Source organism: Clostridium lundense DSM 17049, assembly GCF_000619945.1.
In the GTDB taxonomy this organism is placed as follows: Bacteria; Bacillota; Clostridia; order Clostridiales; family Clostridiaceae; genus Clostridium_AO; species Clostridium_AO lundense.
Genome location: NZ_KK211043.1, coordinates 105,546 through 122,489, shown reverse-complemented (window position 1 = coordinate 122,489; position 16,944 = coordinate 105,546). Strand labels below are relative to the sequence as shown.

15 protein-coding genes, 2 tRNA genes, 1 pseudogene and 1 riboswitch are annotated in these 16,944 nt (G+C 30.2%); all 18 genes and pseudogenes read right to left on the bottom strand.

Features of this window, described 5'->3' with window-relative positions; all coding sequences use genetic code 11:
- Positions 1–121: 121 nt before the first annotated feature.
- A complete protein-coding gene (locus T514_RS0122570) occupies positions 122–907 on the bottom strand; it encodes a sugar phosphate isomerase/epimerase family protein (protein WP_027626766.1) in 786 nt (261 codons plus the stop codon).
- Between the two features lie 27 nt (positions 908–934).
- Positions 935–1,729, bottom strand: a complete 795-nt coding sequence (locus T514_RS0122565; protein ID WP_027626765.1) for a hypothetical protein — start codon at positions 1,727–1,729, stop codon at positions 935–937.
- Between the two features lie 264 nt (positions 1,730–1,993).
- Positions 1,994–2,575 carry an orotate phosphoribosyltransferase gene (pyrE, locus tag T514_RS0122560; protein WP_027626764.1) on the bottom strand — a complete coding sequence of 194 codons (582 nt, stop codon included), beginning with the start codon at positions 2,573–2,575 and terminating at the stop codon, positions 1,994–1,996.
- Between the two features lie 38 nt (positions 2,576–2,613).
- Entirely contained in the window at positions 2,614–3,507 is an 894-nt protein-coding gene (locus T514_RS0122555) for a dihydroorotate dehydrogenase (RefSeq protein WP_027626763.1), read from the bottom strand.
- Position 3,508: 1 nt separating this feature from the next.
- Positions 3,509–4,237 (bottom strand): dihydroorotate dehydrogenase electron transfer subunit, encoded by a 729-nt coding sequence (locus T514_RS0122550; RefSeq protein ID WP_027626762.1) that lies wholly within the window; start codon positions 4,235–4,237, stop codon positions 3,509–3,511.
- 14 nt (positions 4,238–4,251) lie between these two features.
- On the bottom strand, positions 4,252–5,118 hold the full coding sequence (gene pyrF, locus T514_RS0122545) for an orotidine-5'-phosphate decarboxylase (RefSeq protein ID WP_027626761.1): 867 nt from the start codon (positions 5,116–5,118) through the stop codon (positions 4,252–4,254).
- Between the two features lie 3 nt (positions 5,119–5,121).
- Positions 5,122–6,318, bottom strand: a complete 1,197-nt coding sequence (locus tag T514_RS0122540; RefSeq protein WP_027626760.1) for a dihydroorotase — start codon at positions 6,316–6,318, stop codon at positions 5,122–5,124.
- A 3-nt stretch (positions 6,319–6,321) separates the two neighbouring features.
- A pseudogene (locus T514_RS25425) lies at positions 6,322–6,462 on the bottom strand (aspartate carbamoyltransferase regulatory subunit); the annotation flags it as partial.
- A gap of 35 nt (positions 6,463–6,497) precedes the next feature.
- On the bottom strand, positions 6,498–7,421 hold the full coding sequence (gene pyrB, locus T514_RS0122530; protein ID WP_027626759.1) for an aspartate carbamoyltransferase: 924 nt from the start codon (positions 7,419–7,421) through the stop codon (positions 6,498–6,500).
- A gap of 327 nt (positions 7,422–7,748) precedes the next feature.
- Entirely contained in the window at positions 7,749–8,684 is a 936-nt protein-coding gene (locus T514_RS0122525) for an ABC transporter permease (RefSeq protein WP_027626758.1), read from the bottom strand.
- On the bottom strand, positions 8,685–9,755 hold the full coding sequence (locus T514_RS0122520) for an ABC transporter permease (RefSeq protein ID WP_027626757.1): 1,071 nt from the start codon (positions 9,753–9,755) through the stop codon (positions 8,685–8,687).
- Complete coding sequence (locus T514_RS0122515; RefSeq protein ID WP_027626756.1) at positions 9,748–11,280, bottom strand: ABC transporter ATP-binding protein; 1,533 nt, start codon at positions 11,278–11,280, stop codon at positions 9,748–9,750. The genes T514_RS0122520 and T514_RS0122515 overlap by 8 nt, the downstream gene beginning before the upstream one ends.
- Before the next feature lie 18 nt (positions 11,281–11,298).
- Positions 11,299–12,414 (bottom strand): BMP family ABC transporter substrate-binding protein, encoded by a 1,116-nt coding sequence (locus T514_RS0122510; RefSeq protein ID WP_027626755.1) that lies wholly within the window; start codon positions 12,412–12,414, stop codon positions 11,299–11,301.
- Between the two features lie 40 nt (positions 12,415–12,454).
- The gene (locus tag T514_RS0122505; RefSeq protein ID WP_027626754.1) at positions 12,455–13,030 is read right to left on the bottom strand and encodes a xanthine phosphoribosyltransferase; all 576 of its coding nucleotides are present in this window, start codon (positions 13,028–13,030) and stop codon (positions 12,455–12,457) included.
- Positions 13,031–13,121: 91 nt separating this feature from the next.
- Positions 13,122–13,223, bottom strand: a riboswitch (purine riboswitch).
- 94 nt (positions 13,224–13,317) lie between these two features.
- Positions 13,318–15,054 carry an ABC transporter ATP-binding protein gene (locus T514_RS0122500; protein ID WP_027626753.1) on the bottom strand — a complete coding sequence of 579 codons (1,737 nt, stop codon included), beginning with the start codon at positions 15,052–15,054 and terminating at the stop codon, positions 13,318–13,320.
- A 132-nt stretch (positions 15,055–15,186) separates the two neighbouring features.
- Positions 15,187–16,455: a dicarboxylate/amino acid:cation symporter gene (locus tag T514_RS0122495; protein WP_027626752.1), complete on the bottom strand. Its 1,269-nt coding sequence runs from the start codon at positions 16,453–16,455 to the stop codon at positions 15,187–15,189.
- A 287-nt stretch (positions 16,456–16,742) separates the two neighbouring features.
- Positions 16,743–16,819: transfer RNA gene (locus T514_RS0122490), tRNA-Arg, on the bottom strand.
- 31 nt (positions 16,820–16,850) lie between these two features.
- Positions 16,851–16,924 (bottom strand) — tRNA-Gly (locus T514_RS0122485).
- Between the last annotated feature and the right edge of the window lie 20 nt (positions 16,925–16,944).

Below are 16,944 nucleotides of genomic sequence, written 5' to 3'. Positions count from 1 at the left end.
AACATATATTTTAAATTATTAATATATGCTTATAAGCAGATTTTCATATTTTATACTTAAATTATAAAGTTACCCTTAATAATTATATACAACTACTGTAGAATTTACAAATAAATTTTATTTAAATAAATATTTTTCTCAAATTTTTTCTTCCTTCTACTATTTCTGTATATTTTTCATAATTATTCCTATATATTTCTATTATCCCTGCACCAGTATAACCTATTTCACATAATTTATCATATATTTTTTTATAATCTATTTTCCCCTTACCTGGTATGGAACAATTATTATTATCATCCATATCATTAATATGAAAATTAACTAAACTTTTTCCCATAATATTTAAGTAATCTTCTACTTTTTCCCCTGATTTATAAGCTTGCTTTATATCAAAAGTAAAATATATTGGATACTTACATTTTTCTGATAGCAACTTTAAAAAATCTAAATTTGACGACATGCACCAGCTTACATTTTCTTGAGCTAACTTAATCCCCTCTTCTAAAGCCGTATAACACAACTTGTTATATGTATCTATTACTAAATCTTTATTTATAGTATTAATATTATCAAGTCTCATACCATGAAAAGTATAACATTTAGCTCCTAAGATTTTTGCACCTCTGCACACATTTTTAAAATAAACAAACATATCTTCTCTTCTTCTTTTATAAACATCAAAAAGATATGGTTCAAAAGCTGAAGAAAAACTATGCAAAGAATTAATAGTAAACTGATTTTTATATTTTTCCTCATTCAACTGTTGAATAAAACTTTCTTCATATTCACTAGGACTATTTAAAAATATTTCTCCCATATCAAAGCCTAAACTTTTCATTAATCTAATGCTTTCTTCAGTATTTATGTCTGGATAAAAACTTGCAGAGGATAACCCTATTTCCATAGCTTTATTTTCATTAACGTCTTTCATTTATTCAGTTACCCCACCATTAGCATTCAAAAATAAAGTTTTACCATCTACTAAAATTTTTAATCCCTTTTCATTAAGTTTATCTATAGTTATTTCTTCACCATAAATATTTTGGGTATTAATATGTGTATTATTAGGAATATTAAATATCCATACATATTTAGCAGTTTTATTTAACCATGGCAATTGGCTTATATAAGCTATATTGTTTTCATCGATAAATTTAGGCATATTACACCAAACGTAATCTGGCCTAGACTTTATAAATTCATCATGATTTATAACTACACTACCATCTGTTGAAGTATATGTAAGATTAGTTACATCGGAAACCTTGCCATTTATATCTACACATATAATTTTTTGAGCTTTATCATCATAAATTACAGCTTTTTTATTAGAAGGACTTATATCATATTTTACCTTACTGTCTAATGGATAAATATATTTAAATTTTTTATCCTTATTTTCTTCTTCATATATTATCTTTATATTTTGCCCATTACTTAACTTTACTTCATACCCTTCTGGTTTCTTCTCTTCTTTAGATACCTTTGCTTCATTGTTATTAGTGCTAGTATTAGTATTGACATTCTTATTAGTTTGTTTATCATTATTTACTTTTTTATTATCTAAAGCATTATCTTTTTTGCTTGATATAAAGCTTTTTCCTTTGCCCATAAACCAAGCACCTAAGAATAAAATAACAATTACAATTATTGATAATATTATCGTTATCCTTCTCCTTTTCATCTTTCTTTCATAATCCTTACTAAAAATACTTGGTTTACCCACAATACTACCTCCTATTTATATGTTTACAGCATTTATTCCAATTATAATCAATAAATGGATTTCTAATTCCATTTTGCCAATGAGTCATTATCTATTATAACTCAAATGTAAAATAATTAGTAATAAATTTTTGTAAATAATTAATTGCATAATGAATAGTTAATATTTCCTTATTTATTATTTGTTCTTTAATTATTTACTATTTTCCCTATAGAACAAATAACACCTCAAAGTTTTATTACTTCGAGGTGTGAAAAACCCATATTATTTTATATTCCTACTACCTGGTTTTATATATTCTAGGCCTTGCTTGCATAATGGACATTCTTCTTTATCATAAGTATTAATTTGTAATTTTATTGCACTGTATATAGGATAAGGTATTTGTACTCCTTCACTTCTTCTATCTACTATACAACATAATCCTACTACTTCTCCGCCTAATTCTTCTATAATCCTTGCAACTTCTAAGGAGGACTTTCCTGTAGTTATAACATCTTCTGATATTACAACCTTCTGTCCCTTTTTAATTTCAAATCCCCTTCTTAAAGTCATTTCTCCATCCTGTCTTTCCGCAAATATACCTGGCTTACCTAACTGTCTAGCTAATTCATAGGATACTACTATTCCTCCCATTGCTGGTCCAACAACCATATCAAAATCTACTTCTTTCAATTTTTCTGCTACAATCTTCAATACTTTTTCTGCCTTATCTGGGTACTGTAAAAGCTTTGCACACTGGCAATATCTATCACTATGTTTTCCTGAAGATAGTAGAAAATGTCCTTCTAAAAGAGCATCGCATTCCTTTAAAGTATCTATAATCATTTTATCTGTATTATTCATATTTTTATCTCCTTTTATATTCATTTATTCTTTATTCTCTAAATGATTCCTGTAATTTCTTCTAAATCTTTTATTCCTTCTTTTTTCATGTAATCTTCTATTCCCTGTATTATTTCTATAGGTGCATATGGATTTATAAAATTAGCTGTTCCTACCTGTATGCACCTTGCCCCTGCCATTATAAACTCTATTGCATCCTGCCAAGTACATATTCCACCAAGACCAACTACTGGCACCTCTACAGCTTTACATACCTCATACACCATTCTTAAAGCTATAGGTTTTATGGATGGGCCTGAAAGTCCTGCTGTAATATTATTAAATATAGGCTTTCTTTTATTTATATCTATAGCCATACCTTTAAAAGTATTTACTAAAGATAATGAATCCGCTCCTGCATTACAACATTTTTCAGCCATATCTACTATATCCTCAGCATTAGGAGATAGTTTTACCACCAATGGCTTCTTACATACACTTTTTACTTCCTTTACAACTTCATAAGCCACCTGAGACTTTATTCCAAAAGCCATTCCTCCGTGCTTTACATTTGGACATGATATATTTAACTCTATCATATCTACTTCTGTGTTATTTATTTTCTCCACAGCCTTTAAATAGCTGTCTATATCTCCGCCACCTATATTAGCTATAATTACTGTATTAAATTTCTTCATTTTTGGTAACTCATTTTCTATAAAACAGTCCACTCCAGGATTTTGAAGGCCTACACTATTTAACATTCCACCTCTAGTTTCAAATACTCTTACTCCATCATTTCCTTCTTTAGGATTTATAGTTAAACCTTTAGAACTAATTCCCCCTAATTTTGATACTGGATAAAACTCATTGTATTCCTGTCCAAATCCGAAAGTTCCTGAGGCAGTTATAACTGGATTTTTAAATTCTACTCCACAAATATTTACCTTCATATTATTCCTCCAAATCTTCTCCCAAAAATACAGGACCATCTTTACAAGTTCTTTTATTACCATGTTTTGTTTTGCACGTGCATACAAGACATGCTCCTACCCCACAAGCCATATGCTTTTCCATGGAAACATACACTGGCACATTAACTTTTTTACACATATCCACAATTTTCTTCATCATAACCTCTGGTCCACAACATAGAACTACATCATATTTCTCAGGATTAATTATTTCTGTTACATATCCCTTATATCCATACTTTCCAGATTCGGTACTTATAGAAATATTATCTACAAAAGGTTTGTATTCCTGAGCACCATAAATTTCATCTCTAAATCCACAGTAAAAATCTATTTTACAATCTCTTATCCTTTTGACTACTTCATGCATTGGAGCTATACCTATCCCACCAGATACTATAGCTACCTTGCCTTTTAAATTATTTACCGGGAAATAATTTCCTAAAGGACCTGTTAATTTTATACTGTCACCTTCTTTTAATCTACTTAATATTTCTGTTCCTTCTCCTACTACTGCATATAAAAATTCTATACAGTCTTCTTCAATGGAGTATATACTTATAGGTCTGCTTAATAATGGTTCTTTGTCCCAAGCTCTTAGCATATAAAACTGACCAGGATTTCCTTCAAATTTTCCTTTTATGGATAACTTATATATATTTTCACATACTTTTTTATTATCCCTAACATATTCAATTCTATATTCCATTCTAACTCTCCATTCTATATACTTTTTACAGCTTTTATTATATCTTCTCTCATTCTTATAGCTTCTTTTCTCGCATAATCTGCAAAATGTATTTCATCCTCTGCTTTTTTATATGCTAAAAGAATACCTCTTGAAGAATTTACAACTCCACCATTTCCATTTTTCAAGTATAGTGCCACGTCTTCAGCCTTTCCTCCCTGAGCTCCATACCCTGGTATTAAAAAGAACATAGTATCTAGTCCCTTTCTTAGCTCTATTGCCTCATTTACATGAGTACATCCTACCACTCCGCCTATTGCACTATATCCACACTCTCCAATAAATTCTTTACCCATATCATGTATCTTTTGTCCAACTACTTCATATACCTTCTTATTTTCTTTTGTTTCTATGAATTCTATATCTTTAGCTCCCTCATTTGAAGTTCTTATTAGAGCAAATAATCCCTTATTCTTATTTTTCAAATATGGCAGATAAGGTTGTATGCTGTCTAGTCCCATATAAGGACTTAAAGTTACAAAATCAGTTTCAAAGTCTCCCTCAAAATGAGCTTTTGCATACATCTCTGCTGTTTTAGCAATATCTCCTCTTTTTATATCTGATATAATTATTCCTTTATTTTCTTTTATATAATCTAAAGTTCTTTTATAAGCCATAAGTCCTGCCATTCCTAATGCTTCATAATATGCAATTTGTACTTTGTAACATGCAGCTATATCTATAGTGGAATCTATTATTTCTTTATTAAACTGGAATATTGCTTCTTCTTCTAATACAAACTCATTCATAAAATGCTCAGGTATATAATCTAAACTTGTATCTAATCCTACGCACACATGTCCTTTATTTTTTACACTTTCATATAACTTATCTATTATCATATATTAAATCCCCCTTGAATCATCATATACTATTTTTCCGCCCTTAATTGTTTTTTCTATTTTCCCATAAACTTTCATTCCTCCAAAAGGAGTATTTTTCCCTTTTGACAAGAAGTTTTTACTATCTATTTCATATTCCTTTTCTAAATCTATAAGAACTAAATCTCCATCATACCCTACTTTTATTTGTCCCTTATTTAACTTTATTATTTCAGCAGGTCTTTTTGACATTATTTCTGAAAGCTTACTTAAATTGATTTCTTTATTTTTAACAAGTTTTGTATAGCATATTGAAAAAGCTGTTTCTATTCCAGATATACCTGGTGCACCATTCTCCTTATCTTCTTTTGTATGTGGTGCATGATCTGTGGCTATTGCATCTACAAATCCTTCTTTTATAGCCTTTATTAAAAACTTAATATCATCTTCTTCTCTCATAGGAGGATTAACTCTATACTCTGTACTACTTGTTAATGCTATATGATGAGGAGCCACTTCACAAGTTATATTGTATCCTTCTTTTTTAGCTTCTATTATATATTCCATGGATTCTTTTGTACTAACATGTGATATGTGTGTAGCACATCCTGTATACTTAGCTAAAGTTATATTTCTCCATGTCATAGTATTTTCTGAAAGCCTCATATCTGTAGTTGAGAGCTCATGATTCTCAGAATGACACATCACAATCATTCCTTTTTCCTTAGCTTTTACCATGGCATTTAGCATAACCTTACTATCCATTACATCTTTTCCATCCTCGGATATTGCCTTTACCGAAGAATCTAGATTATCTATATGTGATATTGTTTTACCATCAAAATTTTTTGTTATGGATACTACTTGATGAACATCTACAAGACCAACTTCCTTAGACTTGTTTAATACATAATTTACTGTTTTCATACTGCTACACACTGGATTAGTATTTGCCATAAGATTCACTGCAGTATACCCACCTCTTACGGCAGCCTTACTTCCTGATAATATATCCTCTTTCTGTGTAAAACCCGGATCTCTAAAATGTACATGTAAATCTATAAAAGAAGGCATTAAAACTTTTCCTTGTGCATCTAGAGTTTCACAATTTTTCTCTAAGTTTCTTCCTATTTGTGCTATTATTCCGTCCTTTATATAAACATCACCTAAAAAATCTCCTGACCAATCTACTATTCTACAATTCTTTATTAACATTTCCATAACCTAATCCTCCATAACCCTTACTATTTCATCACAATATCTACATTTATATTCTCTTTTTTCCTTATCTAATAAATAAAATGTGTGAGTAATATATTTTTCTACTGAGGTTATACATCTAGGATTAGTACATTTAATTTTATTTTCTAACTTCTCTGGTAAATTTATGTTTTTATTCATTATATCACCCCCAAAAGCTTAGAAATCAACGCCATCCTTACATACATTCCATACTGAGCCTGTTTAAAGTAGCATGCTCTTGCATCCTCATCTACTTCATATGCTATTTCATTAACTCTTGGCAGCGGGTGTAATACTATCATATTTTTTGAAGCTTTATCCATCTTTTCTTTATCTAATATATAACTATCCTTGAGTCTTAAATAATCTTCTTCATTATTAAATCTTTCCTTTTGTACTCTAGTCATATATAAAATATCTAGTTTATCTATAACTTCTTCTAAATCCTCAACTTGCGCAAACTCTATATTATTTTTCTCTAATATTTGATCTTTGATATATTGGGGAATTTGTAATTCCTTTGGTGAGATAAGAATAAATTTATTATTTTCATATCTTGACAAAGCTTTTATAAGTGAATGCACAGTTCTTCCAAACTTCAAATCACCACAAAAACCTATAGTAAGATTAGATAGTCTTCCTTTCATTAAACGTATAGTTAATAAATCTGTTAGAGTCTGAGTAGGATGTTGATGCCCTCCATCTCCAGCATTTATAATAGGTACATTTGTATAGTCTGAAGCAACTATCGGTGCTCCTTCTTTTGGGTGCCTCATAGCTATTATATCTGCATAGCAACTAACAACTCTTATTGTATCAGCTAAACTTTCTCCCTTTGATACTGAACTTGAATTAGGTTCTGAAAAACCTAGTACTTTTCCGCCTAGTCTTAACATTGCAGCTTCAAAGCTAAGTCTAGTTCTTGTACTTGGCTCATAAAATAGATTGGCTAAGATCTTACCATCACAGAGATGTGAATAGTCCTCTCTTTTTTTAGATATGTTTTCTGCTAAATTAAGTATTTCTTCAATTTCTTCTAAAGAAAAATCCATTGGGTCAATTAAATTTCTTCCCTTTAACATACTCTCTCCTCCTTTTTAGTATCTCTGTACTAAATTTAAAGGTATAAAAAATGCCTTCCTTTAAAAGGAAGGCATAGATATACTATAATTAATCATATCTCTATACTAACAAATTATATAATTCATATATAATTTCGCAGTAGATTCTTCTACACTATCCTTTTAGGCCTCACAGGACCTACTCTTAAAGGTAATATATTCTTTTATCATGTTTAATAATATCACTATTTTTTTTTAGCGTCAAGACCTTTTTTCAGTGAAAAGTGAAAAGTGAAAAGTGAAGAATGAAGAACAACTATTCTCTCTTCATTCTTCACTATAAAAACGCTATCTTTCCTCCCTAAAATAAGGGACACTTAAAGCCTTTGGTGGCGAATTCTTAGAAGATTTCTTTATAGATACCATTACCATAACTATTATTGTTATTATATATGGAAGCATATCTATTAAATATTGTGATATGTGTACACCTGATCCTTGAAGTCTAAATCCTATAATATCTAATCCACCAAATACATAAGAACCAATAAGTGCCTTATATGGATTCCAGGATACAAATATAACTAATGCTACTGCTATCCATCCTCTGCCTGATGTTACATTCTCCTGCCATGCAGGTACATATACTAATGAAAGATAAGCTCCTCCTAATCCGCACAAGGCTCCTGCCAATAACACATGTATATACTTGTATAATGTAATATTGATTCCTGCTGCATCGGCACACTTAGGATTTTCTCCTATAGCTTTTAAATTTAAACCTTTTGATGTTTTATACATATAAATTCCTAATACAATAGCAGTTATATATCCAAAATACACAAATATATCTTGTCTAAAAAATATTTCACCTAAGAAAGGTATATGCCCAAGAACCGGTAAAAAGATTGGCGTAAAAAAGTTCTTTATAGAATCTGGAGCAACTTGCCCTACTAAATTTTTACCAATAAAACTAGAAAACCCTGTACCAAATATAGTTAAAGTAAGTCCTGAAACTACTTGATTGGCCCTTAAACTTATGGTCAAAAAAGCATATATTAAAGCTCCGAAAGCTCCAGCAACCATAGCAGCTAACATAGCAGCTATAGGAGTTTGTGTATTTACTCCCACCATGAAGCCCATAACAGCTCCCATAAGCATCATACCTTCAACACCTAAGTTCAAATTACCAGCTTTTTCACATATCAACTCTCCAAGAGTAGCAAATAAAAGAGGCGTTCCTGCTACTACTGCAGCTTCAAGAAATGATATTACTGTATCCATTTATGCTACCTCCTTTAGTTCGGAAGCATTATTTTTAATAACTTTGTATTTTATAAAAAATTCACTTCCCAAAACAAAAAACAATATAGTTGATTGAAGTATTAATGCAGCAGACTCTGGTATACCAAATGCTGTTTGTATAAAAGATCCTCCCTCTAATAAAGCTGCAAATAATATAGACACAACCAATATTAAAGGAGCACTTAAATTTGAAAGCCAAGCTACAATTATTGCAGTATACCCTACACCACCAGATACTTGAACTGATAGTGTGTTACTAACAGCAGAAGCTTGAATCATACCTGCAAGTCCACATAGTCCTCCACTTAAAAGCATAGAAATAATTATTGTGCTTTTAATATTTATACCAGCATAAAGTGCTGTTTTTTCACTTTCTCCTAATACAGCTATTTCATATCCTTTTTTTGTATGATTCATAAATACAAACATAAATACAATAAGTATAAGTGCTATAATCCATCCTACATGTATTCCAAATACATCTGGCAAAGTAGCATTTTCACTAAAGTTAGGTATCTTAGGAAAACCCTGTGCCTTAGGATCTTTCCATGGTCCGTACTGAAGATAAGTTATAAATTTAAAAGCTATATAATTCATCATTAAAGTCACTATAGTTTCATTTGTACCCCATTTACATTTTAATAATGCAGGAATATACGCCCATATAGCTCCACCTATTATTCCGGCTAAAACCATAATACTTAATAATAAAAATGAATTAAGTTCAGGAAACTTTAATGCAAAATAGGATGATAAGAAGGCTCCCATTATTATTTGTCCTTCCCCTCCTATATTCCAAAACTGCATCTTAAATGCTACAGAAATTCCTAGTGCAGTTATAATCAAAGGTATTGCTTTTATTATAGTTTCTTTAGTACTGTAAGCTGAACCAAAAGCTCCCTTTATCATAGATGAATATACATCTATAGGATTTAAATGTAATAAGGATATAAATGCTGCTACTAATAGGAGAGCTAAAATTATAGAAGAAATTCTAATTATTATATTCTCTTTTACAGTTACTTCATTTCTTTTTACTATTCTAAACAACACTAGCTTCCTCTCTTTCCATGCTTTTTCCTCCCATAAGTAGTCCTATTTTTTCTTTAGTGGCATCTTCTGCCTTTAATTCGCCAGTTATTTTTCCGTCACAAATTACTAATATTTTATCACATAGCTGCATTAAAACATCTAAATCTTCTCCTATATATAAAACAGCTACTCCCTTTTTCTTCTCACTATCTATTAAATTGTATATAGTATAACAAGTGTTTACATCTAACCCTCTTACTGGATAAGCCATTATAAGTAAATTAGGATTAGAATCTAATTCCCTTCCTAATAATATTTTCTGTATATTACCACCAGATAGATTTTTAATTGGATAATGGATATCTGGAGTTAGTATTGATAATTCTTCTTTAATTTCTTTGGCTCTTTTTGCTACAGGTTTTTTATTTAATAAAACACCTTTTCCATTATGGTAAGCTTTCAATAATAGGTTATCTACCATATCCATAGATCCTACTAATCCCATACCTAACCTATCTTCTGGAACAAAGCTCATACTAACACCTTTTTTAATTATTTCTCTTGGAGTTTTACCTACAATATTTTCTCCTTGAAGAATTATTTCTCCTTGCTCTACAGTTTGTATACCAGTAATAGCTTCACATATTTCCTTCTGACCACTTCCTGCTATACCTGCAATTCCCAATACCTCTCCTCTTCGTATATTGAAATTTACTCCCTTTATCACTTCTATAGCTTCTTCATTTTTTACAGTTAAATTCTGGACTTTAAGTATTTCTTCACCTATTTTTACCTTGCTTCTTTTTATAGATAAATCTACTTGCTTTCCAACCATCAATTCTGCTAACTTTTCAGGGGAAGTTTCATATTTATTTATAGTTTCTATTGTTTCACCTTTTCTCAATACTGTTATTTTATCTGATACCTTCATGACTTCATCCATTTTATGAGATATAAATATTATTGCACAACCATTTTCTTTCATCTTAAACATTATATTAAATAACTTTTCGGCTTCTTGAGGTGTAAATACAGTGGTTGGCTCATCTAGTATTAATATATCTGCATCTCTATAAAGTACTTTAAGTATTTCAACTATTTGTTTCTCACCTACAGACATATTACATACTTTCTTTTTTAAATCAATATCAATTTCGTACTTACTACATATATCTAAAAGTTTATTTCTTATTTTTTTCTTATTTATAAATATGCCAGAGCTTTGTCCTATAGCAATATTTTCTTCTGCTGATAAATTATCTACAAGTTTAAAATGCTGATATATCATTCCTATGCCTGAATTTATAGCATCCTTTGGAGTTGTAAAATTAACCTTCTTATCATGTATATAAATAGAACCACTATCAGGAGTATATACTCCTGATAGCATGTTCATTAATGTGCTTTTTCCTGCTCCATTCTCCCCTAAAAGTGAATGTATTTCTCCTCCGTTTACAGTTAAGTTAACATTATTATTAGCGATTACTTTTCCAAAGGTTTTTCTAATATTATTCACTTGAATATAAGGTATATTCCCTCTCATTTTTATCACCTATTTTAATTACTTATTTTGAATTTCTCCTACTACACCCTGAACAAACCAATCAAACTTTAGCAGTTCTTCATCAGTCATAACTTTTCCACTTTCTACTTTTACATTACCCTTTTGATCTTTAATAGGTCCTACAAATATTTTATTCTTTCCAGAAATTATATCTTTCTTAGCTTTTTCTACAGCTTCTTTTGCACCTGCAGGGGCATTTGGTGTTAACTCAGCAAGAGCCACTATACCAGCATCCAATCCCTTCCAGTAACTTTCAGATTTCCATGTTCCCTGTTGAATTGCTTTTACCTGATCAACATAGTATGGTCCCCAATTCCATACAGGGGCTGTCATATAAGCCTTAGGTGCTTTGTCTCTCATATCTGTATTATATCCTATAGAGAATGCTCCCTTTTCTTCTGCTGCCTGTTGTGGGCCTGCTGTATCCTGATGTTGTGCTATTACATCTACGCCTTCTGCAAGTAAAGCTTTTCCTGCTTCTTTTTCTTTTGCTGGATCATACCAAGTATTTGTCCATTTAACCATTACTTTTGCATTAGGATTTACAGATTGTACTCCAAGAGTAAATGCATTAATACCTCTAACAACTTCTGGCAAAGAGAATGCAGCTACATATCCTATTTTATTTGTCTTTGTTTTCATTCCTGCAACAATACCTGATAAGTATCTAGCTTGATATATTCTACCGAAATAATTTGTCATATTTTCTGCTGTTTTATAGCCTGAGCAGTGTAAAAACTTAACTTCTGGATGCTTTTTCGCTTCCTTCTCTAATCCATCCATAAATCCAAAACTTGTACCTACTATTACATTACATCCTTGGTTTATCATATCTTCAGTTACCTTTTGAACCTCTGCAGCATCTTCTTTTACAGATTCCTTATAAATAGTAGGAACTTTTAATTCTTTTTCTAAGTATAATCTTCCTTCATTATGTGAATAACTCCAACCACCATCACCTATTGGTCCAACATACAAAAAACCTACTTTTGTTTCTTTTTTGCTTTCTGCCGCCTTCTGTGAATCTGATTTTTTTTCTCCACAACCAACAAGTAAAGATGACATTACTAACGTACATGCTAGCAACCCACTAATTAATTTTGATTTTTTCATTTTTTTACCCCTTTCTTACATATACATAAATTAAAAATTTTTAATCTTTAAATATAACCTTTCCGTTTTTTAATCCCTCAATTATTGCCAAGGATTCTAACTGAATTCCTTCTTTTTCTATTAGTTCTCTTCCACCTTGGAAGCTTTTTTCTATTACGATACCTATACCCTCAATAACTGCTCCAGCTTGTTTACATATATCCATAAGTCCTGTCATAGCACTACCACTAGCTAAAAAATCATCAATAATTAATATATTATCTTCCTTATTTATATATTTTTTTGAAACTTTTATGGTATACTCTGTTTCTTTTGTAAAAGAATATACTTTTGCTTCATAGTTATCAGTGTCCATATTTATTCCAGAATGTTTTTTAGCAAAAACTACAGGAACATTACCAAAGTACTGAGCTACAATACAAGCTATACCTATACCAGATGTCTCAACTGTAAGTATTTTTGATATTTCTTTATTTTTAAATCTATCTTTAAACTCTTTACCTATTTCATTAAATAATTCCACATCTAATTGATGGTTTATAAAATTATCCACCTTTAAAATCCTATCTTCTATAACCTTACCGTCTTTGGAAATTCTATCTTTTAAAAGTTGCATAACTTTTCTCCTCCTATTGTTTAGTAAAAAAATAAACTCCCTTTTTATATTAAAAAGGGAGTTTAAATAGACCTATTACAAAAAATTATAATATATCCAATTAAACACCCATAGCCTTACAATTCTCGGTTGTCTGGTAGATACGCTTAGACCATATTACTAAGCTTATATGAGTGCGAATATTCAATTGTTTTATAGATTTATTATTCGTGAATTTCTGTGTTATAAATATAATATATCACTTTGGATTAAAAAGCAACACCTATTTACAAAAATCTAAATTTTCATTATGAAATTTGTTCAAATTGCATATTATAAAGATTCATATATATACCTTTTTTATTAATTAAATCATCGTGACTTCCTCTTTCTTTTATGCCTTCATCAGTAAGTACAATTATTTCATCTGCATTTCTAATAGTACTTAACCTATGAGCAATAATAAGAGTTGTTCTATTCTTAGAAAGTATTCCTAAAGATTTTTGAATTAATTTTTCACTCTCATTGTCTAATGCAGATGTAGCCTCATCTAATATTAATATAGAAGGATTCTTTAAAAATACTCTAGCTATAGATATTCTCTGCTTCTGTCCCCCTGAAAGTTTAACGCCTCTTTCTCCTACATAAGTTTCATACCCATCTTCAAGAGCCATTATAAATTCATGAGCGTTGGCTCTCTTAGCTGCCTCTATTATTTCTTCATCTGTAGCCTCTGGATTACCGTAAGCTATATTTTCCTTTATAGTTCCAACAAACATATACACTTCTTGTTGTACAATACCTATATTATTTCTTAATGATTTTAATTTCATATCTCTAATATCAATACCATCTAGTAAAACTGCTCCTTCATCTACCTCGTAAAATCTTGGTATAATGCTGCAAAAAGTAGTTTTTCCACTACCAGATGGCCCCACTATAGCTACAGTCTTTCCTGCCTCAATATTTATATTTATATTATTAAGCACGCTATTTTTATTATCATAACTAAAAGATACATTCTCAAATTGTATATGTCCTTTAGGATTTTTAAATTCTATTGCCCCTTTCTTTTCAGTAATATCTGGGTTAGTATTTATAATTTCTAAAAATCTTTCAAATCCTGTTATTCCCTTTTGATATTGTTCAGTGAAATTTATTAATTTTTCTATTGGATTTAGGAAAATATTTATATATAAAATGTAAACTACTAAATCATAAGTTTCTAACTTTCCATTACTTATAAATATTCCTCCTAAAAGAATAGCTGATAAATATAAAATCCCTTGGAAAAATCCATTCATACTGAAGAATCTTCCCATAATTCCATATCCTATTTCCTTGGTTTCTAAAAACTCATTGTTTCCCATTTGAAACTTTTTTTTCTCTATATGCTCATTTGAAAAAGATTTTACAACTCTTATTCCTGAAAGACTATCCTGAATTTGAGCATTTACATTAGCTATTTTTTCTCTATTCTTTTTAAATATTAATTTCATTTTTTTATTATAAAAATAGGAGAAATATATCATAACTAGAGTTATAAACATTAAAACAACTGTTATACTAACATTGATGTTCATTAATATTACAAATGAACCAATTATTTTGAGCAGCGATATAAAAACATCCTCGGGTCCATGATGAGCAAGCTCAGAAATATCAAAAAGATCTGTAACTATTCTAGACATCAATTTTCCTGTATTGGTATTATCATAATATGAAAAAGATAATTTCTGTAAATGATTAAATATATCTTTTCTCATATCAGCTTCCATTCTTGCGCCCATAATATGGCCCCATGCAGCTATATAATACTGACATAAATATCTAATCACATACATTAAAAGAAGTGCTGAACCAATTAAAATTACGTATTTTATTATTTGCTCTCTGCTTTTATTATACACATCATATAAAAGATATCTTACTATTATAGGAAAGACTAGATCTATAGCAGATAAAATAAGAGCACATAGCATGTCCATAAAAAACATTCTTTTATATGGCCCATAATAACTAATAAATTTTTTTATAGTTTTCATAAACTATATAATCACCATCCTTTATAAATAGATTCATATACAAATTAAAATAACATTACATTCAACATTAATCAATAGATTTTTTAGAATAAAGATTGAAAAAAGTAAAAACCCCTCATATGAGGGGGCTTTTTATGCTACTTTTGTATTTATTGTTTTATTGTTATATAAATCTAAATTTAATTCACCTTCAGAATTAGCTACTATCAATGTTCCTATTGCATCTCCCGTAATATTTACAGTAGTTCTTACCATATCAACTAATCTATCTATACTTAATACTAAAGCTACACCTTCAAGTGGTAATCCAACTTGCTGTAATACCATTGATAACATTACAACTCCTGCACTTGGCACACCTGCTGTTCCTATAGACGCTAAAGTTGCAACTAAAATAATCATTATTTGCTGCTGTAAAGAAAGATTAACTCCATATATCTGAGCAATAAATATAGCCGCTACCCCTTGCATAATTGCAGTACCATCCATGTTTATTGTAGCTCCTAATGGAATAGTAAAGCTTGATACAGTCTTTGATGCTCCAAACTTACTTTCACAAGTTTCCAAATTAATAGGAATTGTAGCATTACTACTTGATGTACTTAATGCCACAACCATTACTGGCCAGAACTTTTTAAAGAAAGTTATAGGGTTTAATTTTCCTACTAATTTTAATGCTCCTCCGTACACAAATAATACATGTATTATCATTACAAATAAACATACAAAGAAATACTTTAATAAAGGTATAAGAACCTTTAATCCTTGACTCATAACCACATTAGAAATAAGAGCAAATACTCCATAAGGTGCTATATTCATTATTATTCCAATCATTCTTAAAAGAACTGAATTTGCTTGATTCATAATATCTAATAGTGGTTTAACTGGATCTCCAATTAAAGTCATAGCTACTCCAAACAAGATAGCAAATACTATAATTTGAAGCATGTCCCCTTTTACCATAGCTTCAATAGGATTGGTAGGTACCATGTTCACAAATATGTCCATTATAAATGGTGCTTTAGCAGCCTTAACTGCGGTTGCTGCTGGAAGCTGAACCCCTACACCAGGTTTAAGTAAGTTAGCAAAAAATAAAGCTATTGTAACAGCAAATGCTGTAGTACACATATAATACGTAAATATTTTCCCTCCAACTCTACCAAGTTTTTTAACATCACCTACACTAGCAGCTCCACAAATTAATGAAAATAGTACTAATGGTACTACTAGCATTTTTATTCCTCTTAAGAAGATATTGCCTACAGGCTCTAATGCAAATTTACTTAAATTAGTATTTACCCATTGAGGGAAAGTTAAATTAGCTACTAATCCAAATATAATACCTATTATAAGTGCAAAAAGAATTTTTGTAGTTATAGAAATTTTTTTCTTCTGCAATCCAACTCACATCCCTGCATTTATTTTTTGGTCAAAGTTTCATTTACCAATGTATATAATAACAAATGAAGACCAAAATTGCAAATATTAATTATGTTTAAATTAGTATTAGCAATTTTCCGACTCTTTTATGAAGTTTTAATTTTTTCCCCATTCATAAAGCTAATATTGTTACTACGAATCACTATTTTGTATAAATAAATATAGATAAAAAAATAAGGTATTGTAAAATTATATTTTACAATACCTATATATATCAACCCTTTGCGTAATGCCAAATATTCTTATGGTGCGCCCAACAGGAGTCGAACCTGCGACCTCCGGATTCGAAGTCCGTCACTCTATCCAGCTGAGCTATGGGCGCTTAAAGCCCTAGAGTAAACTTAAATAAAAATTGGAGCGGGTGAAGGGAATCGAACCCTCGTAACTAGCTTGGAAGGCTAGCACTCTACCATTGAGTTACACCCGCATATTGGAGCGGAAGACGAG

Coding starts and splice junctions, on each gene's coding strand:
- T514_RS0122500 (WP_027626753.1), bottom strand. CDS start 15,054: ATGAAAACTATAAAAAAATTTATTAGTTATTATGGGCCATATAAAAGA.
- T514_RS0122570 (WP_027626766.1), bottom strand. CDS start 907: ATGGAAATAGGGTTATCCTCTGCAAGTTTTTATCCAGACATAAATACT.
- T514_RS0122540 (WP_027626760.1), bottom strand. CDS start 6,318: ATGGAAATGTTAATAAAGAATTGTAGAATAGTAGATTGGTCAGGAGAT.
- T514_RS0122505 (WP_027626754.1), bottom strand. CDS start 13,030: ATGCAACTTTTAAAAGATAGAATTTCCAAAGACGGTAAGGTTATAGAA.
- T514_RS0122550 (WP_027626762.1), bottom strand. CDS start 4,237: ATGGAATATAGAATTGAATATGTTAGGGATAATAAAAAAGTATGTGAA.
- pyrB (WP_027626759.1), bottom strand. CDS start 7,421: ATGTTAAAGGGAAGAAATTTAATTGACCCAATGGATTTTTCTTTAGAA.
- T514_RS0122515 (WP_027626756.1), bottom strand. CDS start 11,280: ATGAGAGGGAATATACCTTATATTCAAGTGAATAATATTAGAAAAACC.
- pyrE (WP_027626764.1), bottom strand. CDS start 2,575: ATGAATAATACAGATAAAATGATTATAGATACTTTAAAGGAATGCGAT.
- T514_RS0122510 (WP_027626755.1), bottom strand. CDS start 12,414: ATGAAAAAATCAAAATTAATTAGTGGGTTGCTAGCATGTACGTTAGTA.
- T514_RS0122525 (WP_027626758.1), bottom strand. CDS start 8,684: ATGGATACAGTAATATCATTTCTTGAAGCTGCAGTAGTAGCAGGAACG.
- T514_RS0122555 (WP_027626763.1), bottom strand. CDS start 3,507: ATGAAGGTAAATATTTGTGGAGTAGAATTTAAAAATCCAGTTATAACT.
- pyrF (WP_027626761.1), bottom strand. CDS start 5,118: ATGATAATAGATAAGTTATATGAAAGTGTAAAAAATAAAGGACATGTG.